Annotated in this window: 15 protein-coding genes; 5 read left to right on the forward strand and 10 right to left on the reverse strand. The window is 52.3% G+C overall.

All coding sequences use genetic code 11. The annotated features are described in order from the left end of the window. Positions 1-7 precede the first annotated feature (7 nt). Complete coding sequence (locus LX59_RS14870; protein ID WP_144573256.1) at positions 8-733, forward strand: adenosylcobinamide-GDP ribazoletransferase; 726 nt, start codon at positions 8-10, stop codon at positions 731-733. Here LX59_RS14870 and glpD read toward each other — a convergent pair. The 3 genes from glpD to LX59_RS14885 all read right to left on the reverse strand — a co-directional run bounded on the left by glpD (position 714) and on the right by LX59_RS14885 (position 5,627). Then, positions 714-2,216 (reverse strand): glycerol-3-phosphate dehydrogenase, encoded by a 1,503-nt coding sequence (gene glpD, locus LX59_RS14875; RefSeq protein ID WP_144573257.1) that lies wholly within the window; start codon positions 2,214-2,216, stop codon positions 714-716. The genes LX59_RS14870 and glpD overlap by 20 nt on opposite strands. Positions 2,217-2,248: 32 nt before the next feature. Beyond that, entirely contained in the window at positions 2,249-4,558 is a 2,310-nt protein-coding gene (bglX, locus tag LX59_RS14880; protein ID WP_144573258.1) for a beta-glucosidase BglX, read from the reverse strand. Between the two features lie 220 nt (positions 4,559-4,778). Then, positions 4,779-5,627, reverse strand: coding sequence for an SMP-30/gluconolactonase/LRE family protein (locus LX59_RS14885; RefSeq protein WP_246118781.1), 849 nt, complete (start codon positions 5,625-5,627; stop codon positions 4,779-4,781). 272 nt (positions 5,628-5,899) lie between these two features. Here LX59_RS14885 and LX59_RS14890 point away from each other — a divergent pair, with 272 nt between their 5' ends. After that, complete coding sequence (locus tag LX59_RS14890) at positions 5,900-7,489, forward strand: ABC-F family ATPase (protein WP_144573259.1); 1,590 nt, start codon at positions 5,900-5,902, stop codon at positions 7,487-7,489. 4 nt (positions 7,490-7,493) lie between these two features. On the opposite strand, the gene LX59_RS14895 is transcribed toward LX59_RS14890, so the two are convergent. From LX59_RS14895 to dmeF, 4 genes are all read right to left on the reverse strand, one after another. Next, positions 7,494-8,411, reverse strand: coding sequence for a transglutaminase family protein (locus LX59_RS14895; protein WP_144573260.1), 918 nt, complete (start codon positions 8,409-8,411; stop codon positions 7,494-7,496). After that, the gene (locus tag LX59_RS14900) at positions 8,408-10,900 is read right to left on the reverse strand and encodes a circularly permuted type 2 ATP-grasp protein (protein ID WP_144573261.1); all 2,493 of its coding nucleotides are present in this window, start codon (positions 10,898-10,900) and stop codon (positions 8,408-8,410) included. The genes LX59_RS14895 and LX59_RS14900 overlap by 4 nt, the downstream gene beginning before the upstream one ends. Before the next feature lie 69 nt (positions 10,901-10,969). Then, positions 10,970-14,311: a transglutaminase family protein gene (locus LX59_RS14905; RefSeq protein ID WP_144573262.1), complete on the reverse strand. Its 3,342-nt coding sequence runs from the start codon at positions 14,309-14,311 to the stop codon at positions 10,970-10,972. Between the two features lie 221 nt (positions 14,312-14,532). Further along, entirely contained in the window at positions 14,533-15,495 is a 963-nt protein-coding gene (gene dmeF, locus LX59_RS14910; RefSeq protein ID WP_144573263.1) for a CDF family Co(II)/Ni(II) efflux transporter DmeF, read from the reverse strand. Positions 15,496-15,562: 67 nt separating this feature from the next. On the opposite strand from dmeF, the gene LX59_RS14915 reads away from it, so the two are divergent. After that, positions 15,563-15,838 (forward strand): metal/formaldehyde-sensitive transcriptional repressor, encoded by a 276-nt coding sequence (locus LX59_RS14915; protein ID WP_144573264.1) that lies wholly within the window; start codon positions 15,563-15,565, stop codon positions 15,836-15,838. Between the two features lie 3 nt (positions 15,839-15,841). On the opposite strand, the gene norR is transcribed toward LX59_RS14915, so the two are convergent. Continuing rightward, a complete protein-coding gene (norR, locus tag LX59_RS14920) occupies positions 15,842-17,401 on the reverse strand; it encodes a nitric oxide reductase transcriptional regulator NorR (protein ID WP_144573265.1) in 1,560 nt (519 codons plus the stop codon). Positions 17,402-17,551: 150 nt separating this feature from the next. Here norR and hmpA point away from each other — a divergent pair, with 150 nt between their 5' ends. Beyond that, entirely contained in the window at positions 17,552-18,733 is a 1,182-nt protein-coding gene (hmpA, locus tag LX59_RS14925; RefSeq protein ID WP_144573266.1) for an NO-inducible flavohemoprotein, read from the forward strand. A gap of 17 nt (positions 18,734-18,750) precedes the next feature. On the opposite strand, the gene LX59_RS14930 is transcribed toward hmpA, so the two are convergent. Next, entirely contained in the window at positions 18,751-19,359 is a 609-nt protein-coding gene (locus tag LX59_RS14930; protein WP_144573267.1) for a class I SAM-dependent DNA methyltransferase, read from the reverse strand. A 189-nt stretch (positions 19,360-19,548) separates the two neighbouring features. On the opposite strand from LX59_RS14930, the gene LX59_RS14935 reads away from it, so the two are divergent. Beyond that, complete coding sequence (locus LX59_RS14935) at positions 19,549-21,132, forward strand: methyl-accepting chemotaxis protein (RefSeq protein ID WP_144573268.1); 1,584 nt, start codon at positions 19,549-19,551, stop codon at positions 21,130-21,132. 83 nt (positions 21,133-21,215) lie between these two features. On the opposite strand, the gene acnB is transcribed toward LX59_RS14935, so the two are convergent. After that, on the reverse strand, positions 21,216-23,750 hold a 2,535-nt coding region (gene acnB / locus LX59_RS14940; RefSeq protein WP_144573269.1), incomplete at its 5' end, for a bifunctional aconitate hydratase 2/2-methylisocitrate dehydratase.

Raw genomic sequence — 23,750 nt, forward strand, 5'->3', positions numbered from 1 at the left:
GTTTTACATGCACGCCTTTTGGATCGCCCTACAATTTTTGACCCGTATTCCGGTGCGCTTATCGGCTATGCCTACTCCTGAGGCGATAGGGCGCTCTTTGCTCTGGTATCCGGTGGTGGGATTGCTGATCGGGTTATTACTGCTGGGGGTGCAAAGTCTGTTGCAGGGTATAGCACCTGTGTTGCAGGCGGCATTGTTGTTGACGGCTTGGGTGCTACTCACCGGCGGTTTGCATCTGGACGGGCTGGCTGACAGCGCCGATGCGTGGGCCGGTGGCTTTGGTGATCGGGAGCGTACCCTTGCGATTATGAAAGACCCCCGCAGCGGCCCCATAGCCATAGTCGTACTGGCGTTGGTGCTGTTGCTCAAGTACTCCGCTTTGCAACAGGTAAGCCCTTGGGCGTTGTTGTTTGCGCCTTGGTTGGCTCGTGGGCTCTTGCCGCTGTTGTTTTGGACTACGCCTTATGTGCGCTCTGGAGGATTGGGAACGGCCCTGACGGAGCATCTGCCCAGAGCTTGGATACCTTGGGTGCTGGTGCTGCACGCAGTACTGCTGCTCTGTTGGGGGGGCTGGTTTGGATTAGTGGCTTTGGGTGCGGCACTGGGCTGTTTTGTGCTGCTGCGCCACCTGATGCAGCAACGTTTGGGCGGAGTTACAGGAGATACCGCCGGTGCGCTGGTGGAGCTAGCCGAGGTTAGTGTGCTGGTGCTGCTCAGTGCTTGGGCCGGTTAGCCTTAAGATAATCCTCCACTGCCGCGCAATCGCTGGGGGAAAGGAATAAGCCCAGCTTGGTACGCCGCCATAAAATATCTTCAGCCGTTTGAGCCCATTCATATTGGCATAAATAGTCCAATTCACGCCCGTATAAATGCATGCTGGCGCTTAATAGCGGGCCTAAGTCTTCTAAGGTTTGTACGGAGTCTAAGAGCGACTCAACGCGGCAGCCGTATTGTTTGATCCAACGCTGTAACAAGCTTTGATCCAACCAAGGGTAGCGCTCTTGCACCGCCTGTTGATTGAGCGGGTATTCGCCACCAGGCAGGGCCGTATGGGCTGTTTGACTGGGGTTCATCTGAGGAAAGAAGGGAGACAGCAGGTCTAAAGCCTGTTCTGCTAATACGCGATAGGTAGTGAGTTTACCGCCAAATACGGACAGCAGTGGGGCCAATCCATTCGCGTTGGTGGACACCTTCAAACTGAAGTCCCGGGTGACGGCTGAAGGGTCTTGGGCCTGATCATTAAACAGAGGCCGTACCCCAGAAAAGCGATGTACCACCTCTGTCGGCGCTTGGCGGAAGTAGCGCTGAATAATGTCCAGTAAGTAGCTTTGTTCTTCTTCAGTAATCTGTACTTGAGCGGGATCGCCTTGGTATTCGCAATCCGTCGTACCGATTAGGGTGAACTGATCCCAATAGGGGATGGCGAACACAATCCGGCGGTCTTCGTTTTGCAGGATATAGGCTTGTGTCCCCTCATACAGACGCGGTACCACCAGATGGCTACCGCGCACCAGACGCAAACTGTGGGGCGATTTGGTGTGTAGGCAGTGTTCCAGCACCTGTACCGCCCAAGGGCCGGTTGCATTGACTAAAGCCTTAGCTGTAACGCTGTAAGGCGGTTGGTTTTCGGTTTTTAGTTCTATATGCCACAGATCATTTTGGCGTGTAGCCCTGAGGCAGCGTGTACGAGGCAGAATTTTTGCCCCACCTTCGTAGGCGGCTTGGGCATTGGCTACGACTAAACGGGCATCGTCCACCCAACAGTCGGAGTACGCAAACCCTGTATGAAACTCCGGTTTTAACGGGCCATCCCGGTCTAAACTCAGGTATTGGGAACCTTGCAGATGTTGGCGTGGCCCTAAGTGATCGTAGAGAAATAAACCGGCTCGAATCAGCCACGCCGGTCGTAAATGGGGCTGGTGCGGCAAAATAAAACGTAACGGGTGAATCAGGTGCGGAGCCTTGGCCATCAGCACTTCACGCTCGGTCAAAGCTTCGCGCACCATGCGAAATTCGTAGTGTTCCAGATAACGCAGCCCGCCGTGAATCAGCTTGCTGCTAGCAGAAGAGGTGTGCTGGGCTAAATCGTCTTGCTCACACAAACACACCGAGAGGCCTCGCCCCGCCGCATCGGCTGCGATACCGGTGCCGTTAATACCCCCACCAATGACCAGCAGATCAAAAGAACCCTGTGTAGTGGTGTTGGGATAGAACATGGCAGTACCTCTCGGTGGATTGGGTCTAAGCGCTATGGCTTCAGGCTAAAGTTTTGATGTTGCACTTGTTGCGAGTCTAAGCCGATTTGTACCTGAAATACGCCAGGTTCGGCTTTGTATTCCAGTTGCGCGTTGTAGAACTTTAACAGCTCCTCAGTGATGGGGAAGCGCACCACTTGTTGCTCGCCCGGTTGCAATTGGATCTTCTGGAACCCCTTGAGTTCTTTAACCGGACGCACAATCGAAGCCGCTTCATCACGAATGTAAAGCTGGACTACGGTTTCTCCTGCACGATCTCCGGTGTTTTTCAGGGTAATGCGCGCCTCTAAGCTTTGGTCCGCTGTCATTTCGAGGCTGGATAGCTGCATGTCTGAAAGCTGAAACTGGGTATAACTCAGACCATGACCGAAGGGATACAGCGGGCCATTGGGTTCTTCAAAATACTGCGAGGTGTAGTTGCCCGGTTCTTTAGGGTCTAAAGGTGCAGGGCGACCAATACGCAGGCGGTTGTAGTAGGTCGGGATTTGGCCCACGGAACGCGGGAAAGAAATAGGCAGCTTGCCGGACGGGTTATAGTCGCCAAACAGCACATCGGCGATGGCATTGCCACCTTCAGTACCGCTGAACCAGGTTTCCAAGATGGCATCGGCGTTTTCCTGTTCCCATTCCAAAGCCAGAGGTCGCCCATTCATCAATACCAACACCAAAGGCTTGCCGGTGGCTTTGAGGGCTTTGAGTAGGGCTTTTTGGGTATCTGGCAGGGTTAATTGGGTACGGCTGGAGGATTCGTGGGACATACCACGGGATTCACCCACCGCTGCCACAATCACGTCGGCCTTTTGAGCCACTTCCAAAGCTTCGGCTAGGAGCTGTTCAGCGTTGCGCGGATCAGGGTTGACCTCGGTTTCCGCCCAGTTGAAGCGGTTCAGATAGTCAATGATGCTCTGATTGCCGGTTAGGTTCGCGCCCAGTGCGTACAGGAGTTTGGCTTCTGCTCCCAGAGCCTGTTGCATACCTTGGCGTAGGGTTACGGTTTGCTGGTGCCGTCCTGCTCCTGACCAACTGCCGAGCATATCAATAGGGCTGTCCGCTAAGGGGCCGATCAGGGCAATGGTGCTGGATTTGGCCAGAGGCAGCCGGTTTTGCTCATTTTTCAGCAGTACCAGCGATTGGCGGGCTATTTGGCGGGCGGCTTCGCGGTTAAGGCGCTGTTCGGATTTAGGGTCTTGATCTCCCGAGGCTTCACCAATGCGGCGGAAGGGGTCATGGAATAGGCCCATGTCGTATTTAGCGGCCAGCACCTCATATACGGAGGCATCCAATTCTTTTTGGCTTACTTCGCCAGATTGGATCAGTTTGGGCAGTTCATCGCGGTACAGGCTGTCGTGCATACTCATGCTGATGCCGGCTTTGATGGCTAATTTAGCGGCTTCACGTCCATCTTGGGCTACGCCATGACGGATCAGTTCCCAAATCGCCCCGTGGTCGCTGGTGACTAATCCTTTAAAGCCCCAGTCTTTGCGCAATAAGTCTTGCATCAACCAGATATTGGCGGTGGCGGGCATACCGTTAATGGAGTTCAGCGCGGCCATTACACCACCGGCTCCTGCCTGAATGGCGGCTCGATAGGGCGGCAGGTAGTCCTGATACATACGCATGGGACTCATATCGACCACGTTGTAATCGCGCCCGCCTTCGACCGCGCCATAGAGGGCAAAATGCTTAACGCTGGCCATAATGCTGTCGGCATTACTGGGTGAGGAGCCTTGATAGCCTCGCACCATAGCTTCCGCAATACGCGAAACGAGGTAAGTATCCTCACCAAAGCCTTCGGAGGTACGGCCCCAGCGTGGATCGCGGCTAATGTCCACCATGGGTGCAAAGGTCAGATCTAGGCCATCGCCACTGGCCTCAACAGCGGAAACACGGGCAGCTTGTTGAATAGCCTCCAGATTCCAGCTAGAAGCCAAGCCCAAGCTGATAGGGAAGGTGGTGCGATGCCCGTGAATCACATCAAAGGCAAAAAAGATCGGAATTTTGAGGCGGCTGTGTAAAGCAGCAGCTTCTTGTAACGGGCGGTTTTCGGCACGGCTGATGCTGTTAAAAGTGCCACCAATGCGTCCTGCCGCGATCTCTTTCAGTATTTGCGGTTGAGGCATATCCGGCCCAATGCTGATCAGGCGCAGTTGACCTATTTTTTCCTCCAGCGTCATGCGCTGCATCAGATGCTCAAGAAAGGCTGATTTTTGATCAATAGGTGGTGGAGTTTCTGTAGTTTCAGCCCAAGCGGGACTTAGGGTTAGGCAAGTAACTAAGCCTAATAGAGCAAAGGACGTATGCATGACGAAAAGCGCGAGATCCCGATAGATCAAGGGTGGGATAGCACGACAGCCCAGAGTTTTTTGATTCGTTGTCATCGAATCAGGGGGTAACTTCTGGGCTGTCCCAATTCTCGCTTCCTGAGTAAGTAAGCGCTATCTTAGGGGCATCATATAAGGGTGAATAAATAGAACGCTATTATCGGCAAGAAGGTTTGGGAGATAAATCCGCTTGCGTGTCGATTTAATCTAATTGCTTAAGCTCTAGGATCCGGTCTCGACCCCCTTCAGCCAATAGGTAATGTCCGGGGGCAATAGGATGCAGAACTTGGGGAGATTTTAAAAAGCTTAAAATAGTCTGCAATTCCCCATTGGGCTTACGCAGTAATAAGCGGGCACGATGGTTGCGATCCTCGCTCACCCATAATCCTTGAGCATCGCAAAAAAGTGAACCTGGCTGGTGCAGGCCTTGGAGATAGATACTGTCTTGCCCATCCTCGGAGAATTTTTTCACTAATCCGCGATCTTTTTCGGTGTAAAAGCGTTGACCATCGGGACAGATTACTAAGGCCTCTGCTTCATCTAAGTTGTCGCGCAAGATGTTCAAACTATTAGTTTTGGCGTGGTATTGAAGGAGTCGTCCTTGATAGCCTTTACGATCTTCGATGGCATATAAGTATTCACCTTCTACGGTTAATGTTTGAACATTAGTGCCATTAAATAAAGGTTCAATTTTACCATCGCGTAATAAGTTAACAGGGAAGGGGCCAGCCTCTTGGCTAAATACAATACCTTCGTTATATAAAGCTAAACCATCAGGCTTTGATAAATTGTCTACTAATAATTGGCGCAGGCCTTCGGGATTAATTTTCCAGATTTTCCCACGACTTTTGGTTAGCTCTTCAGTAACAATAATATTTTTTTGTGAATCTAACAGAATAGCCCCAGGGCTTTGTATATCCGTTAAGCGCTCTTGGTAACTCCAGCCTGAATGAGGGGTTACTGGATAAAAGTGTTGCCAGGCGAAAAAGGTGGCTGTGGATATGGTTAATAGTAATGCTAAAGATATGTTTATTTTTATAAGGGCTCTCAAGGTATTTTCCTATTTTAACTAAAACTTGAGTTTTCTGAGTGTGCATGCTAGTGAAAGTAATCGTTTTTTTCAATGCTTGTTTTGTTAATCTATTCAAACATTGTAACTTTGATTAATTAATAAGTTATATTGCTGCTCAATAAGGTGGTTTTACTTGAGGGTGATTTATCTGAATTAAAATACAGGGACATTAGCCTCTGTATAGGGTATGCTAAGACTACTTATAAAACATATTTCATCTAATTAATCGGTTTATCAAAGGACTAGATTCGTTGATTTCAACTGCCAACATCACCATGCAGTTTGGCCCTAAGCCACTGTTTGAAAATGTCTCTGTCAAGTTTGGTAATGGCAACCGCTACGGCCTGATTGGGGCTAACGGTTGTGGTAAATCCACCTTTATGAAGATCTTGGGTGGCGAGCTAGAGCCCTCTGGTGGTCAAGTGATGCTAGAGCCCAATGTGCGTTTGGGTAAACTGCGCCAAGATCAGTTTGCCTATGAACATTTTAGCGTGATTGATACCGTGATCATGGGGCACGCTGAGCTATGGAGCATTAAGGCCGAGCGCGACCGTATTTATTCTTTGCCGGAAATGAGTGAAGAGGACGGCATGGCGGTGGCTGAGCTGGAAGTCCAGTTTGCTGAATACGATGGCTATACCGCCGAATCGCGTGCCGGTGAGCTGTTGCTGGGTTTAGGAATTCCTTTAGAGCAGCATTTTGGCCCGATGAGCGCGGTAGCTCCGGGCTGGAAATTGCGGGTATTGTTGGCTCAGGCGCTGTTTTCTGATCCCGACGTACTGTTACTGGACGAGCCAACCAACCACCTTGATATTAATACCATTCGCTGGCTGGAAAGCATTCTGATCGCCCGCGACTCCACCATGATCATCATTTCCCACGATCGGCACTTCCTAAACTCCGTGTGTACCCACATGGCGGATTTGGATTATGGCGAGCTGCGTCTATTCCCCGGTAATTACGATGAATATATGACCGCCGCTACCCAAGCCCGTGAGCGTCTACTGGCCGACAATGCCAAGAAAAAAGCTCAGATTGCCGAGCTACAAACCTTCGTCAGTCGCTTCTCAGCTAACGCTTCTAAGGCCAAGCAAGCCACCAGTCGTGCGCGGCAGATCGACAAAATTCAGTTGGAAGAGGTTAAGCCTTCCAGCCGTGTGAGTCCTTTTATTCGCTTTGAGCAAACTAAAAAGCTGCATCGCCAAGCCGTGACCTTGGAGAAACTGTCTCAGGGATACGATGGCATTCCGCTGTTTAAAAATCTGGGCATTCAGATTGAAGCCGGTGAGCGTGTGGCCATTATCGGCCCCAACGGGATCGGCAAAACCACGTTGTTGCGTACCTTGATGGCAGAGCTTCCGCCAATGACTGGGGAAGTGAAGTGGACAGAAAGCGCTGAAGTTGGCTATTTCGCCCAAGATCACGCCGCCGATTTTGCGGAAAACCTGAGCCTATTTGACTGGATGTCCCAGTGGACTCAGGGCGGAGAGCAGATCGTGCGCGGTACTTTGGGCCGGATGCTGTTTTCCAACGATGAAATTCAAAAATCAGTCAAGGTGATTTCTGGCGGTGAGCAGGGTCGTATGCTGTTTGGCAAGTTGACCCTGCAAAAACCCAACGTGTTGGTGATGGATGAGCCTACTAACCACTTGGATATGGAATCCATTGAGGCGCTGAACTTAGCCTTGGAAAATTATCCCGGTACTCTGATTTTCGTCAGCCATGACCGGGAGTTTGTCAGCTCGTTGGCAACGCGCATTTTGGAGTTGTCAGAGCAGGGAATCACCGATTTTAGCGGCACTTATAATGACTATTTGCGCAGCCAAGGTATTTTGGTCTAGCAGCTCAGAGGCCATGCGCGATGGCCTCATCCAAAGGCATGACCGTGACACGCACGTCAGGGTCATGGCTGCCACCGCCTAAAATCACCCCACGCAACGGGGATACATCGGCGAAATCCCGTCCCCAAGCAAGGGTGATGTGTTCTAACTCTGGACGAATGTTGTTGGTGGGATCAAAGTCCACCCAGCCCTGTACCGGGCAAAATACCGATACCCAAGCATGGGAAGCATCAGCACCAATCAGACGAGGTTGGCCGGGAGGCGGTTGGGTCAATAAATAGCCACTGATGTAGCGGGCGGACAGCCCTCTCGATCTTAAACAGGTTAGCATCAAGTGGGCAAAGTCCTGACAGACACCGCGTCGTTTTTCCAATACCTGTACTAAAGGCGTGGCGACCTGTGTCGCGTTAGGGTCGAAGGTGAATTCGTCAAAAATTTTCTCCATCAGGGCTTGCGCGGCCAGCAACAAAGGACGCTGGGGGGGAAAGCAATCCGCTGCAAAGTCACTAAATACTTGTTTTAGATGCACATAGGGTGATTCAAAGCGGTAGCGTGCGGCCTCTAAAATGCTGGGATCTGGTGGTTTTCCCGTGGTATAGCTCAGGGCTTGGCACACTGTTTCCCAGGGTGGGGATATATTTAAGTCCAATTCTGGGCGCTGAAATACTTCTACATCCAAGTTGGCAGTTACAATCAGTGAATCGTGGGGCTTTTCAATGGCGATCCGGGTTAGGGGATTCCCAAAAGCATCAATGCTGTCGCTGCGGTGGGTAGGCTCAGGCGCAATATGCAGGCCACGGTGGTGGGTGCGTTGCCACAAAGATTCCCGAGGCCATAGGTGGGCTAACTGTTGGGCCAGCGACACGGTGGACGAGTAATGGTAGTGCGTATCGTGCAGAATTTTATAACGAGTACTGGTCATAGGGACTGAGTCTGCTGGCTGGTGTCAATGTGCGCGAAGAAGCGTAATCCCAAGCGGTCAGACAGTTGAGCAGAGCTGTGGCTGATCTGACGCAGTAAATCAGCCAGCCTGTTAAGACTGTCTTGTCGGGCCGCGCTTGAGTGTTCTGACTCAAATTGATCCAGGTTGAACTTCAGTAACTGATGGTGCAGATCAGATAAAGTTTGTTCTAAAGGGAAATCAAAGCGCTCACTAAAGCACTGTACCCCTCGGATAAGCATGTGGAGTTGGAAAACCACCGCATGAGGGTTGTGGTCGTCTAACAGCAGCAAGTCCAGTACCGGAATCAGTTGTGGCGAGGCCAGATAGCGCGTGCGGTAGGTGATGCTGCTGTTGCCCAACTCTAGCAGCCATGCCAGTGCTGAAGGATCTTGCACCGTAGGGCCGGATATAAAGCTGGCTAGACTGTTGCAGATAAACTGTAGACGTTCAATGCGGCGGCCGGTCATCAAAAAGCGCCAGCCATCGTCACGGGTCATATCGTCAAGGGCAAAACCAGACAGCGTCACGGTGGAGAGCAAGAGACGATCTAAGAGCTCTAACAGCTCCCCCGATTCGGCGTTATTGGCTTCCGGCAGTACCATTTTTTGCAGTTCTAACATAGCCTGCCAGTTTTCACGGGACAGTTTGCCGCGCACATTGGTAGCCGCCCAATGCAGGCGTTGTAGGTTACTGCGTAAGCTAGGAGGCCAATCTTCATCCAGTACGGCGCGAATTAGGCGTTGTTCTAGCTCCGGTGTTTTCCCTTGGGGAACCAGCCCTAAACCTTCGGCGACCACTAAAGCAGCTTGCATGGCTTGGGGGTCGTTGTCGTCGTCAATGTAGCGGGAGAGCATAATTCGGAGTAAGCGCGCTTCCCCTTCGCAGCGCTCACAGTAGCGGCCAAACCAGAACAGGTTCTCCACCATGCGTGAAGGAAGGTAGTGGTCACTGCGCACGACTTCCCGTGCTTTGAGGGGCTTAACGTGTTGCCAAGGGTCGGTAGTGGCTTGGCGGGCCCCCAAAATCCAAGTGTCTTTACTGGCTCCGCCACGCTGCATGGATAGCACTTCAGCATCGGCTTTGGCAGCGACTCGGCTCAGTCCTCCGGGCATGACATAGTAGCTGCCATCGGGTCTGGCCACTGCAAATAAGCGCATGGCCAACGGACGGGCTTCAATACGGCCACTTTGATTATGCCAAATGGGCGCTACAGACATTTTAGGCCGCTCCAACCCCACATAAGCATAAGGGCGTTGGCACAGACGTTCACGCAGTTCATTGAGTTGGGTTGGGGTGAGTTCTGGGCCAAAACAGGCTTGAAAACTTTGGGATCCAAAAGCTGGGCGGATTAATAATTCGGGTAGCTTTTCTAAAGCCTCTTTGAGTACCGGCGGCTCTCCACACCACCAGCTAGCTACGGAGGGGAGCTGCAATTCTTCACCAAATAGACGTCGGTTAATGGCAGGTAGAAAACCCGGTAATCCGGCAGATTCCAGCACACCCGAACCCAGAGCATTGGCAACCAGTACCCGCCCTCGGCGTACCGAGTCCAATAAGCCGGGCACACCTAAGGCAGAGTCGGTGCGAAGTTCCAGAGGGTCGCAGAAGTCGTCGTTTAAGCGGCGCAGTACGGCGTGAACTCGGCGCAATCCCGCCAAACTTTTTAGGTATAGGGTGCCATCGCGCACCGTGAGGTCGCTGCCCTCCACCAGTGGATAACCTAACTGACGGGCGAGGTAGAGATGCTCAAAATAACTTTCGTTAAAACGGCCAGGAGTAAGGAGTACAACCAGAGGCTTTTCATTGTCCTCAACCGGTGCTTGGTGGGCCAAGGTATCCAGCAGGGTGCGGAAGTAACTCGCGATGTGTTCCACTCGCAAGTCCCGGTACAGCTCTGGAAAGGCCCGCGAGATCAGGTGGCGGTTTTCCAAAGCATAACCCGCGCCTGAGGCTGCTTGGGTACGGTCGGCCGTAACCCACCAGCGCCCATCGGGGCCACGGGTTAAGTCCACTGCGTATAGATGCAGCCAAATACCACCCGGTGGTTGGATGTCCTGACAGGGCCACAGAAATTGTTCATGGCCGAAAATTAAATCCGAGGGTAACAGGCCCTCCGCCAAGAGTTGCTGAGGGCCATAAACATCACCCAGTACCGCATTGAGTAAGCGTGCTCGTTGCTCAACACCCGAGGCTAACAGGTGCCACTCTTCAGCAGGAATCAAATGGGGGAGTAGATCCAGCTTCCAAGGCCGATCCGTGCCATCGGGCTCAGCATAAACGTTGTAGGTAACGCCATTTTCTTGGATTTGGCGTTCTAACAGTGCTTGGTGCTGTTGCAGATGCTCACGGCCACCCTCTTGCAGATGTTTGAGCAAACGCTGCCAATGAGGACGTACAACCCGTTTAGCATCGAATAACTCATGCTGGGATGGGTTGTTGTGAGGGTAGTGGATAAGCAGATTGGACATTGAGTACTCGGCAAACGAAAACAAGCGAGGCAGCCTACATCTTTGCAGATCAGGCTGCCGTGCGATCCATCAGTAGCGGCGTAAATCCAGCGTCATCGGCAGCTCTGCATGAATGTTCAGCGGTGGGCACTGGATACGCCCCGGTGTGTGCCCATGCTGGAAGAAACGCGCCAGACGACGGCTTTCCGCTTCATAGGCGTTGACCGGCAGTGTGTCGTAACTACGCCCACCCGGATGAGCTACATGATACTGACAACCTCCTAAGGAGCGTTGCATCCAAGTATCCACTAAATCGAAGATCAGTGGAGCCTGTACGCCTATAGTAGGTTGTAAGCAAGAGCTCGGTTGCCAAGCGCGGTAACGCACCCCCGCAATAAACTCGCCCACGGTTCCGGTAGATTGCAAGGGGACAGGAACACCGTTACAGGTCAGCACATAACGATCGGGAGCCATGCCGCTCAGTTTGACCTGTACCCGCTCCAGTGAGGAGTCCACATAGCGTACTGTACCGGCTGCACCGCCTTCCTCACCCAAAACATGCCAAGGTTCTAGGGCATTGCGCAATTCTAGGTCGATGCCTTTGACGGCGTATTCGCCCAGTTTGGGGAAGCGGAACTCAAAGTGAGGCGCAAACCATTCAGCCCGCACGGGGTATCCGGCTTCTTCCAACTCAATGATCACATCTTGGAAGTCCTGCTGAATAAAGTGGGGCAGTAAGAAACGGTCATGCAGTTCTGTGCCCCAGCGTACTAAGCGTTGAGGTTGGTAGGGCTCATTCCAGAATCGAGCAATCAGAGCCCGTAACAGCAGTTGTTGGGCCAAGCTCATTTTGGCGTGGGGAGGCATCTCAAAGGCGCGCAACTCCAACAATCCTAAGCGCCCTGAGGCTGAGTCAGGGGAGTAGAGTTTGTCGATGCAAAACTCAGCGCGGTGGGTGTTGCCCGTCACATCAATCAGCAGGTTACGCAGCAGGCGATCCACCAGCCAAGGCGGGCACGCCTCACCGGCTTGGGGGAATTGCTGAAAGGCGATTTCCAGCTCGTACACTGAGTCATTACGCGCCTCATCTACCCGTGGCGCTTGAGAGGTTGGGCCGATGAATAAGCCTGAGAACAGGTACGACAGGGACGGATGATTGTGCCAGTAGCTGATCAGGCTACGCAGTAAATCAGGGCGACGTAGGAAGGGCGAATCGCTGGGCGTAGCTCCACCTAAGACAAAGTGATTACCACCGCCGGTTCCGGTATGTCGGCCATCGATCATGAATTTTTCGCTGGACAGCCGCGTTTGGCGCGCAGCCTCGTACAGAAATTCAGTGCGCTCTACCAGCTCATCCCAGCTAGCAGCAGGGTGGATATTGACTTCAATAACCCCTGGGTCGGGCGTAACTCGGAAGTGGGTCAGACGTGGGTCTTGGGGCGGCTCGTAACCTTCCAGCAGGACGGGGCAGTTCAATTCGGTGGCCGTGGTTTCGATAGCCGCGACCAGTTCCAGATAGTCTTCCAGACGGTTTAACGGTGGCATAAACAGGTATAGACGACCTTCGCGAGGTTCCGCACAGAGCGCGGTACGCACAATGCCAGCGGCGGATTCAAAGCGCTGCGGGGCTTGATCCTTGTGTTTTAAAGCTTCTTGCTTGATTTGGTTTGTTGCTTCTGCTGTCTGCGCCGCCGCTTTTTGAGCGGCACTTGGGTTGCGTAACTGCTGCAAAATTTGTTGCCGACTAGGCAGCGGTGGGAATAGCTGGTTCCAATCTGGGGATTGCACATAGGGATAATCGCCCTCACTGACCCACGGCTGGGAGTCCAGAGGTAAGCGGTAGCCCATAGGTGAGTCGCCGGGCATCAAGCGGCAATATTTATCGCGCAGAAACCAATGACCGGTTTCCCACATCTGGCCATCAGCGGTGCGTGCTAAAGGCAAGATGTGGCCCACTACATGACCTAAGCCTTGGTTAAATATCTTGCGTAGTCGTTCGCGTTCCAGCTCATCGCTGAGGCGAGTATCCTCTGGGGTGATGTTTTCCGGTAAACGCCGCTCCCGCCACAGGTAGTACATCCAGTCTTCGTAGGCGGGGAAGTCGTAATCACTGGTTAGGCCCAAGTGTTGAGCCAGACGTTTGAGGAAACGCTGGGCTAAATCTGCATTCGCGCCGTAGGATTGCTTCTCATCGGCCCAGAGTGCGGGGTTTTGCCAAATAGGTTCACCATCGCGTCGCCAGAAGCAGTTCAGTGACCAACGCGGTAGTTGTTCGCCTGGATACCATTTGCCCTGCCCGAAATGTATCAAACCTTGGGGCGCATACTGATCGCGCAAGCGGTGATAAAGCTCGGCGGCCAAACGGCGCTTATTGGGGCCAAGGGCTGTGGTGTTCCATTCAGGATCGTCGGGGTAGTCGATGGCTACAAAGGTGGGCTCGCCGCCCATCGTTAGGCGCACATCATGGGCTTTTAAGTCAGCGTCAACCTGATGGCCGAGGTCGCGGATGGCTTGCCATTGTTCATCGGTGTAGGGTTTGGTGACGCGAGGGGCTTCCCAAACGCGCTCAACGCGCATCTCATGGCTAAATACGCACTCGCACTCATCCACGCCGCCACTGATGGGGGCCGCTGAGGAGGGTTCAGGGCTGCAGGCTACCGGAATATGACCTTCTCCGGCAAAAAGTCCTGATGTGGGGTCGAGCCCAACCCAACCCGCGCCCGGTAGATAGGCTTCGCACCAAGCATGCAGGTCAGTGAAGTCTTGTTCGGTTCCGCTGGGGCCATCCAGTGGTTTCACATCCGCCGTCAGTTGAATCAGGTAGCCAGATACAAAGCGGGCCGCAATCCCCAAATGCCGTAGCAGTTGAACCAGCAACCACGCGGAATCGCGGCAGGAACCTGAGGCTTTTTCCAGCGTTTCTTCTGGGGTTTGTACACCAGGTTCCAGACGAATGCCGTAATGGATATCGCGGGCCAACTGCTGGTTTAGGTTGACCAGAAAGTCCACGCTGCGCAAGGGCGTGAGGTCAATCTGGCCTAAGTAATCAGCAAAGCGCGGAGTTTCGGGCAGTTTAGTTAAATAAGGCGCCAGGTCTTGGCGTTCACCTTCAACGTATTGGAAGGGAATTTTTTCTGCATAGGGTTCGAGGAAAAAGTCGAAGGGGTTAAACACCGCCATTTCGGCGATCAGATCCACCTCGATTTTCAGTTCCTCAGTTTTCTCTGGAAATACCAGTCGCGCCAGATAGTTACCCTGAGGGTCTTGCTGCCAGTTAATAAAGTGCCCGGCTGGAGATACTTTCAGCGAATAGGAGTGAATCGGTGTCCGACTGTGTGGGGCAGGGCGTAGGCGCACTACCTGTGGCCCCAGATTGACGGCTCGGTCATAACGGTAATGGGTAACGTGATGCAAGGCAACATGAATTGACACGGCGGGCCTCCTGCGAGCCAGAGCAACCAGTAAGGGAAAACAGGCCGCCGCTTGCCTGTGTTAAATCAGGCAAGGGATCGGACATCATTCCCTCGTCAGTAAAAAGCACCCTTGAAGGGTAATGACAAGCGCATGATGCCTGATTATGTACTACAAGCGGGCGACAATGTCGCCTGCTGATCAATGAAAGTCCTTGAAAATACGAATGCTTGAGGATAGAGCTAGGCTGAGTGCTTGGAAAAATGTTGGTTTAGTTCGAGGGTAATGTGTACTAATTCTTCGTGGATACTGAGCTGATTGCGGAAGAAGTCGGGATTAGCATTAGGGGTTTCCGGTACAGTCAAAGCGATAATGCAGGCATATTGGGCACGGCCAACACGCCATACATGCAAATCGGTGATGGTGGCAGGGATTGGACTGCTTTCGATTACCTCGTGGATTTCAGCGACTACGGGCGCATCCATTTCTGCATCCAGTAGTACGCGGCTGCTGTCACGCAATAAACCCCAAGCCCAAACCGATACTAAAATGGCTCCCACAATCCCCATAATCGGGTCAAGCCAGTTGGCTCCCCAGAGCTTGCCTCCAAACAGGGCGATAATAGCCAGTACCGAAGTCGCGGCATCGGCGATGACGTGCAGGTAGGCTGCTCGTAGGTTCAGATCATGGTGATGAGGGTGGGAATGCGGATGCCCGTGATCATGATCGTGGCTGTGTCCGTGGTGGCTATGGTCGTCTTTAAGCAGCCATGCGCAGATCAGATTCACGATTAGGCCAATAAAGGCGATAATGATAGCTTCGTTATAATGTATCGGAGTGGGTGAAATCAGACGCTCGATGGATTGGTATAGCATGAGTCCAGCTACGCCCACTAAACATAAAGCGCTGGTGTAGCCGCCTAGAATCTCAATTTTCCAAGTGCCGAAGCTAAAGCGTTTATCCTGAGCAAATCGGCGGGCGGCGTTATAGGCCAGTACCGATAGGCCCAAAGCTAGGGCATGGGAGCTCATATGCCAACCATCTGCCAGCAGAGCCATGGAGTTGAAGGCCCATCCGCCTAGAATTTCAGCCACCATCATGCTGGCAGTTAGGACTACGGCCCAGCGCGTATTACGTTCTGCTAAGGGGTTTCCTTCATCGAATATGTGGGTATGTTGCCGGTAGGCTGAGGCGGACGTATCCATAAGCTCTATCCTATTAAGGGGTTTATATACTATACCCCAGTATAGCTATATCCCATGAGGTTTAAAAATGGCACATACGATCAGAGGTAAATCGAAATTACTGACCCGTGTTCGACGGATCAAAGGGCAATCTGAGGCTTTAGAGCGGGCGTTAGAGCAAGAGATAGACTGTGTGGCCATACTGCAACAGATTGCTGCGATTCGCGGGGCCGTGAACGGTTTGATGGCTGAGGTTCTGGAAGGGCACATTCGTGGGCACTTAGGCGCTACGGAGGCGACTCCAGAACAACGGCAAGAGGATGTCGAGCAGGTGGTGGCTGCCGTGCGTTCTTATTTGAAATAGGGGCTATTTGAGCCCTAAACGCATAGCAAGACGATTTAAGTTCGCTGGATCAGCTTTTAGTGCTCGGGCTACCTTACTCCATTGTGGGCCATATTGTTCCAAGGCGTTGCGAATGAGTTGGCGTTGAAACTCATCCATGGCTTGGCGCAGATCCCATTCTTGGGCCAATGCGCTATGGGCGATCTCTTCGACTAATTGGGTGGCCGTTGTGGGAGCCAGTCCGGGTAAGTCCAAAACCTGCTCATCAATGCTCAGAATTTTGGGGGGCTGAGGCGCACGGGCTAAAGCTTTTAAAGCAGCGCGGCCAATTAGGTGTTCTAGCTCACGCACATTACCCGGCCATGTGTAGTGCAACAGTGCTTGTTGAGCCTTAGCGGTGAGGCATAACCCCCGTACTCCAAGTTGAACCCGATTCTCTTCCAGAAAATAGCCGGCTAACAGCAGTACATCCTGTCCTCGGGCTCGTAAGGGGGGAACGGGGAGTGGGTACACCGTCAAACGGTGGTACAGATCAGCCCGAAAGCGGCCCGCCCGTACTTCGGCGGCTAAGTCGCGATTGGTGGCCGATAAAATGCGTACATCCACCCGATGTTCGTAATCAGAGCCTAGGCGTTGCAGTTGGCCACTTTGCAGCGCACGGAGCAGTTTAGCCTGTACTGCAAGGGGCAGCTCTCCGATTTCGTCCAAAAATAGGGTGCCTCCATCCGCCAGCTCAAACTTGCCTTTGCGTTCTTGTACCGCGCCGGAAAAAGCCCCGCGTACATGGCCAAACAGCTCGCTTTCCACCAAGGCATCGGGCAAGGCCGCACAGTTAAGGCTGATAAAGGGTTTACGCGCTCGGTTGGAGGCTTGATGAATGGCTTCGGCCACCAATTCTTTACCGACTCCAGTCTCTCCGGTGATTAATACGGTTAGTGAGCTGTCGGCCACAAGGCGAATTTCGTCCATCATTTGTCGATGGGCTGGGCTTTGGCCAATCAGTTCGCGTGGGGTTGGAGAGGGAACGGCTTGTCGGTACAGCTCAGCGCGCTGGTGCTCGGCCTCAACGCGTTTGGTTAAGCCCTGAATGCGCTCTCCAGCCTTTACCGTAGCAGCCGCAAGGCTAGCAAAGGCTTCTAGTAAATCCAGATCAACCAAATCAAAGCAACAAGGGTCTAGGGCATCCAGTGTCAGCAATCCCCAGAGTTGATCATCCAGATACAGTGAGCAGCCCATGCAGTCGTGGACTTCCAAGGGGCCGGGAGGATGTTCAATCAAGCCATCATAGGGATCAGGCAAGCTACAGTCTTGAGCAAAGCGCATGGGGCGGCGCTGTTGCAGCAGTAGTTCTAAACGAGGGTGTTCATCGCGCCGGAAACGTCGCCCCAGAGTATCAGGGCTTAACCCTTTAACGGCTACTGGAGTAAGTACATCGCCTTCTAAGCGCAACAGGGCTACAGCATCGCAGGGGAAGAGTTGGCGCAGTGTATTCAATAAGCGAGCATAACGGGCGCTTTGGCTTAACTCGCGGGAAAGATCTGCCACCAAAGGAACCAGCCAATCTAAGAGAATTTTTTTGGTCATTTTGACTTTTTTATGGTCGATTTAACTTGGTCAATCATAAGTCAAAATAACCTGTCTAGTTTTAATTTATTGAATTATAAAGAATTAAATTCTGGCATATTTTCTGAATTGTTCTAGGCAAGCATCCGATTGATCTTAAAGGAGTATTCCATGCTTTCTGAACAGCATCGTGCATTAGTTAAAGCTACCATCCCTTTGTTAGAACAAGGCGGCGAGGCTTTGACCACGCACTTTTACCAACGTCTGTTTCGGGATCATCCCGAAGTTAAAGCACTGTTCAATCAAGCTCATCAAGCCAGTGGTGCTCAGCCAAGGGCATTAGCCAACAGCGTGTTGATGTATGCACGTCATATCGACCACTTGGAAGCTTTAGGGCCGCTAGCCGCTCAAATCGTCAACAAGCATGTGGCCCTTCAGGTGTTACCTGAGCATTATCCTTTGGTGGGTAGTTGTTTGTTGCAGTCCATCCGCGAGGTTTTGGGGGCTGAAATTGCCACAGATGCTATTTTGGAGGCTTGGGGCGCGGCCTATCAACAATTGGCCGATATGTTGATTCAGGCCGAAGAAGGGGTCTATGCGGCTAACGCTCAGGCTTCTGGAGGTTGGCGTGGTGCTCGTAGCTTTGTGCTGGCCCGCAGAGAACTTGAGTCCGACGAGATGATCTCTTTATACCTCGTACCCAAAGATGGGGGCTCTGTAGTTCAGGCCCAAGCAGGTCAGTATATAGGTGTGCGTTGGATGCATCAGGGGGAAGAACTGCGCCGCAATTATTCCCTGTCTCGCTGTTCGGAGGGAGAGGGGTATCGTATTAGCGTGCAGCGGCAGCTAGGAGGTGTGGTCTCTAATGCACTACATGACGAATTTAAGCTAGGGGATTCTATTGATGTATTCCCGCCCGCTGGGAATTTTGTGTTGGATCAGAGCCATCAGCCTATAGCGTTAATCAGCGGTGGTTCAGGTATTACGCCCACCATAGCGCTGTTGGAAGCAGCTTTAAAAACCCAACGGCCCGTTTATTTCATCCACTGCGCACGTCACGCGGGCGTGCATGCGTTTCGTGATTGGGTGGATGAGCAAGCCCGTCAACAACCACAGTTGCAAGTACACTACTGTTACAGCGAGCCTCGTGTTAGGGATTTAGTGGAAGCTAAAGGTTATCTGACCGCTGACTTACTAGGCGCTTGGATACCTAATATGAAGGAGGTGCAGTTTTATTGCACCGGGCCGCAGGCTTTCATTCAAGCTAACTATCAATCTTTGTTGGGTTTGGGGGTGCCCGCTTCCCAGATCCACTCTGAGTTCTTTGGGCCTGCAGTACCTTTAGAGGGCTGATTTTCTAGCCTGAGTTGTCAAAGCTTTTGGCCTATCAATAGAAATACGGGATAAGCACGCTCCAAACCGTCGATGGTCTTATCAATGACGAAGGCAGTGGAGTAATGAGAGGGGGTGATTCCGTTGGCTCGGTACACCTCCTCTAAATCTGTGCGTTGAAATCCATTATGCGGCACTATTTTGGGAGCATGAAAGCTCCCGTCCTCTGCTTCCAAATCGGCCAAGCAAAGATAGCCTCTGGGGTTGAGGTGTTGGCTTAGTAGCTTCACAGTTGCTGGGTAATCCTCAATATGATGCAGCACCATCAGGCTAAAGATTAAGTCAAAGCCGCCTTGCAGAGGCTGATGCTCCAAATTAAGGCTGTGCGTATTGGTTAAGGCTTGTTGGGTTATTTTATGCTCAACCTGTTCCAGCATACCGGTAGCGGTGTCCGCCAGAACCAGCTCAGCGGCTGAGTCTGCAAAATTTAGCCCCAATAATCCCGTCCCGCAGCCAAAGTCCAAGGCTCGATATTGGGCAGGTAGCATCGTTTGCTGCTTGATTTTTTGTGCAACTTCTTGGGCTCTGGCCACACGATGGGACTGTTGATCCCAGGTCGCAGCCTTCTGATTAAAGTATTCGGACATAGCAAATAGCTCCTTTCGTGCGATAGTCTATTTTAAATGCTGAGTAGATAGTCTTTTGATGCATTACTGTGAAGATCACTTTCAAAGTTTTTCTGCACCAAGTATTTGTTCCTAGACGTTAAGCATTGATAATCGAAAAACATATTAATAAAAACCAAAATTCATCATTGCTGCAATTTGAGGTATGCAATGGCTACTCGATTAACCCCTATTTTTTTTATCTGTGTCGTACAAATCCTGCTGATCTGTTTGGGGTTCTGGCTGTTAGAACAGCATCAATCCACCCTAATCATTTGGATTGTATTAGTAGCTTGCTTGCCCATTTGCTGGATGCTGTACCGAAATATTTTGTACGCAGAGCGAGTATCTACAGGAGCTGAGACTGCTGATCATGCAGATGCGATCAAAGATTTGAGTCGAGATCTGTCCCAAACCACTACCCAAAATGCACTTTCTGCGGCCGATGTTGCGTACTCGGTTAAACAGTTGGGGCAACGTCTGGATTCCCAAGTGTCCAGCGCTAACCAAGTGGTTGTGGGTGCTCAGGCAATGATCGTCACGGAAGAGCAAGCAGCTCAGCTCAGTCAGCAAGCCTTAAATGCCGCAACAGAGGCTCGTCAGAGCAGTGATGCTGCCATGCATGTAGTGCAGGAAACCATTCGCTGTATGCATCAGTTAAGCGAGCGTGCAACCTTAAGCCGTACCCTGATCGAAACTCTAAGCCAGCGGAGCGAAGATATTCAGCGGGTAACTCAGGTGATTCAGTCTATTGCCAGTCAGACGAATTTGCTGGCTTTGAATGCCGCGATTGAAGCCGCTCGGGCGGGCGAATATGGACGAGGTTTTGCTGTAGTTGCCGATGAAGTACGTGGTTTGGCTGGGCGTACTGCGCGAGCTACCGACGAGGTGGGGCAAATGATTACGGATATTCAACAGCAAACCAGTGCAGTAGTAGGGCAAATTCATGAGTTAGTAACGGCCCTTAATACCAGTGTGAATTCTGTGGAAAAAGCGGGCCAAGGGTTGGAGCGTATTAATCTATTAGCGGATGGCGTTGCGACTCAGGTTGAGGAGATAGCCAGAGGCTCTGCGGATAATAAGCAGCAGTTGGCTAGCTTATTTAAGGCTGTTGATCAAATGCGTACTGATTTAACAGAAAGTGAAAGCCATACAGAGCGCTTAGAGAAAGTCGCAAACTTGTTGGAAGATCAAAGTGAAAAAATCAGTGAGCGTTTGGCTGAAATTGCCCTGAATGATTACCATCAGAAAGTGTTTGATTTAGCTCGTCATGCTGCGCAGCAAATCACTGAGCGCTTTGAGCAGGATATTGCTATAGGAAAAATAAGTCTCGCGGATTTAATGGATCGTGCACTACAGCCAATCCCCAATACACAACCGACTAAATACCACTCCCGTTTTGATGGTTATACAGATCAAGTATTGCCTGAGATTCAGGAGCCTTTGTTAAAGCATTCAGGAGTTATTTTCGCAATTGCCTGTACTGCGGAGGGTTACGTCCCAACTCACAATCGGGCCTTTAGTGAAGCCCCTAACGGCAATGCAGAGCATGATCGGCTGAAAAGTCGCAGCAAGAGGTTGTTTAATGACCAAACAGGGCTACGTTGTGGCAGTCATACTAAGAAAATGCTGCTACAAACCTATACCCGCGATACCGGTGAGTTGATGCACGATTTGTCAGTACCTATTTGGGTAAAAGGCCAACATTGGGGCGGTTTTAGGGTGGCTTATCGGCCAGAGTCAAGTCCACGCTAAATCGGTATTTAAAACAAACCCCGCGTTGAGCGGGGTTTGTTTTTTAATGCGATGACCGAGGCATAACGCCTCGGTCTGGTGCATTACACGGAAGCTACAGCGATCTTGGCTTCTTCCGCTTTTTTGCGGAAGTCAGCAATTTGATCGAAGCTCAGGTAGCGATAGATGTCGGCAGCCATGCTGTCGATATTTTTCGCGTACTCCATGTACTCAGCCACGGTTGGCAGTTTGCCCAGAATGGAGGCAACAGACGCCAGCTCAGCAGAGGACAGGAACACGTCTGTAGAATCGCCCAGACGGTTCGGGAAGTTACGAGTAGAAGTAGAGACTACCGTGGAGCCCGTTTGTACGCGGGCTTGGTTACCCATGCACAGAGAGCAACCGGGCATCTCCATACGCGCCCCGGCTTTGCCGTAGATGCCGTAGTAGCCTTCTTCGGTCAGCTGGTGAGCGTCCATTTTGGTGGGCGGAGACAGCCACAGGCGAGTAGGAATACCGCCTTTGACTTTGTCCAGCAGCTTACCGGCAGCGCGGAAGTGACCGATGTTGGTCATGCAAGAGCCGATGAAGACTTCATCGATCTTACGGCCAGCCACTTCGGACAGCAGACGAGCGTCATCAGGATCGTTCGGGGCGCACAGGATGGGCTCTTTAACGTCAGCCAGATCGATTTCGATCACGGCAGCGTATTCAGCATCCGCATCGCCTTCCAGCAGCTGAGGTTTAGCCAACCAAGCTTCCATCGCCTGAGCACGACGCTCCAGAGTGCGAGGATCACCGTAACCTTCGCTGATCATCCAACGCAGCAGCGTGATGTTGGATTTCAGGTAGTCAGCGATGGGCTTCTCAGGCAGTTTGATGGTGCAACCAGCGGCAGAGCGCTCGGCAGAAGCATCAGACAGTTCGAAGGCTTGTTCTACGGTCAAATCGTTCAGACCTTCGATTTCGAGAATACGGCCAGAGAAGATGTTCTTCTTGCCTTTTTTCTCAACGGTCAGCAGGCCCGCTTTGATGGCGTAGTAAGGGATGGCATGCACCAGATCACGCAGGGTGATACCGGGTTGCATTTTGCCTTTGAAGCGCACCAGAACGGACTCTGGCATGTCCAGAGGCATTACACCGGTAGCGGCGGCGAAAGCCACCAGACCGGAACCGGCTGGGAAGGAGATACCGATGGGGAAACGGGTGTGCGAGTCACCACCAGTACCCACGGTGTCCGGCAGCAGCATGCGGTTCAGCCAGCTGTGGATGATACCGTCGCCAGGACGCAGAGAAATACCCCCACGAGTCATGATGAAATCAGGCAGCGTGTGGTGGGTCTTAACGTCGATGGGCTTAGGATAAGCCGCCGTGTGGCAGAAAGACTGCATGACCAGATCAGCAGAGAAGCCCAAGCAAGCCAAGTCTTTCAGCTCGTCACGGGTCATAGGACCTGTGGTGTCTTGAGAACCTACGGTGGTCATCTTAGGTTCGCAGTAGGTGCCGGGACGAACCCCTTTGCCTTCTGGCAGACCGCAAGCACGGCCCACCATTTTTTGAGCCAGAGAGTAACCCTTGCCGCTGTCGGCAGGCGCTTCGGGCTTTTTGAACAGGGTAGAAGGAGCCAGACCCAGTTCAGCACGAGCTTTCTCGGTCAGGCCACGACCGATGATCAGAGGAATACGGCCACCGGCACGTACTTCGTCCAACAGAACGTCGGTTTTCAGCTGGAAGCTGGTAACCAGCTCATCGCTGCCATGACGGCGGACTTCACCCTTGATGGGGTAAACGTCAATGACATCGCCCATGGCCAAGTTGGTGCAGTCGAACTCGATCGGCAGAGCGCCGGCATCTTCCATGGTGTTGTAGAAGATCGGGGCGATTTTGGTACCAAAGCAGAAACCACCCGCGCGCTTGTTCGGAACGTAGGGGATGTCGTCACCGAAGAACCAGAGTACGGAGTTGGTAGCAGACTTACGAGAAGAACCAGTACCTACTACGTCACCCACATAGGCCACAGGGAAGCCTTTGGCTTTAGCTGCTTCGATTTGCTTCAGCGGGCCAACGGAACCCGGCTGAACAGGCTCGATGCCGTCACGCGCCATTTTCAACATGGCCAGCGCGTGCAGCGGAATGTCAGGACGAGACCAGGCATCAGGAGCGGGAGACAGGTCGTCGGTGTTGGTTTCGCCAGGCACCTTGAACACGGTCAGAGTGATTTTTTCTGGGACGGCGGGTTTAGCGGTGAACCACTCGCCGTCAGCCCACGACTGGAGAACGGCTTTAGCGTTGGCATTGCCCGCTTTAGCTTTCTCGGTCACATCGTGGAAGGTGTCGAACATCAGCAGGGTGTGCTTCAGTTGTTCGGCAGCGATAGCACCCAGTTCGGCGCTGTCTAGCAGCTCAACCAGAGTGGCAATGTTGTAACCACCTTGCATGCTACCCAGCAGCTCAGTGGCACGCGCTTTGGTGATTAGAGGAGAGGTGGCTTCGCCTTTAACGATGGCGGTCAGGAAACCGGCCTTAACGTAGGCAGCCTCATCAACCCCCGGGGGTACGCGGTTAGTAATCAGGTCAACTAGGAAGTTTTCTTCGCCGGCCGGCGGGTTTTTCAACAGATCGACTAGGCCAGCGGTTTG

The sequence above is a fragment of the Azomonas agilis genome, from assembly GCF_007830255.1.
GTDB classification, from domain to species: Bacteria; Pseudomonadota; Gammaproteobacteria; order Pseudomonadales; family Pseudomonadaceae; genus Azomonas; species Azomonas agilis.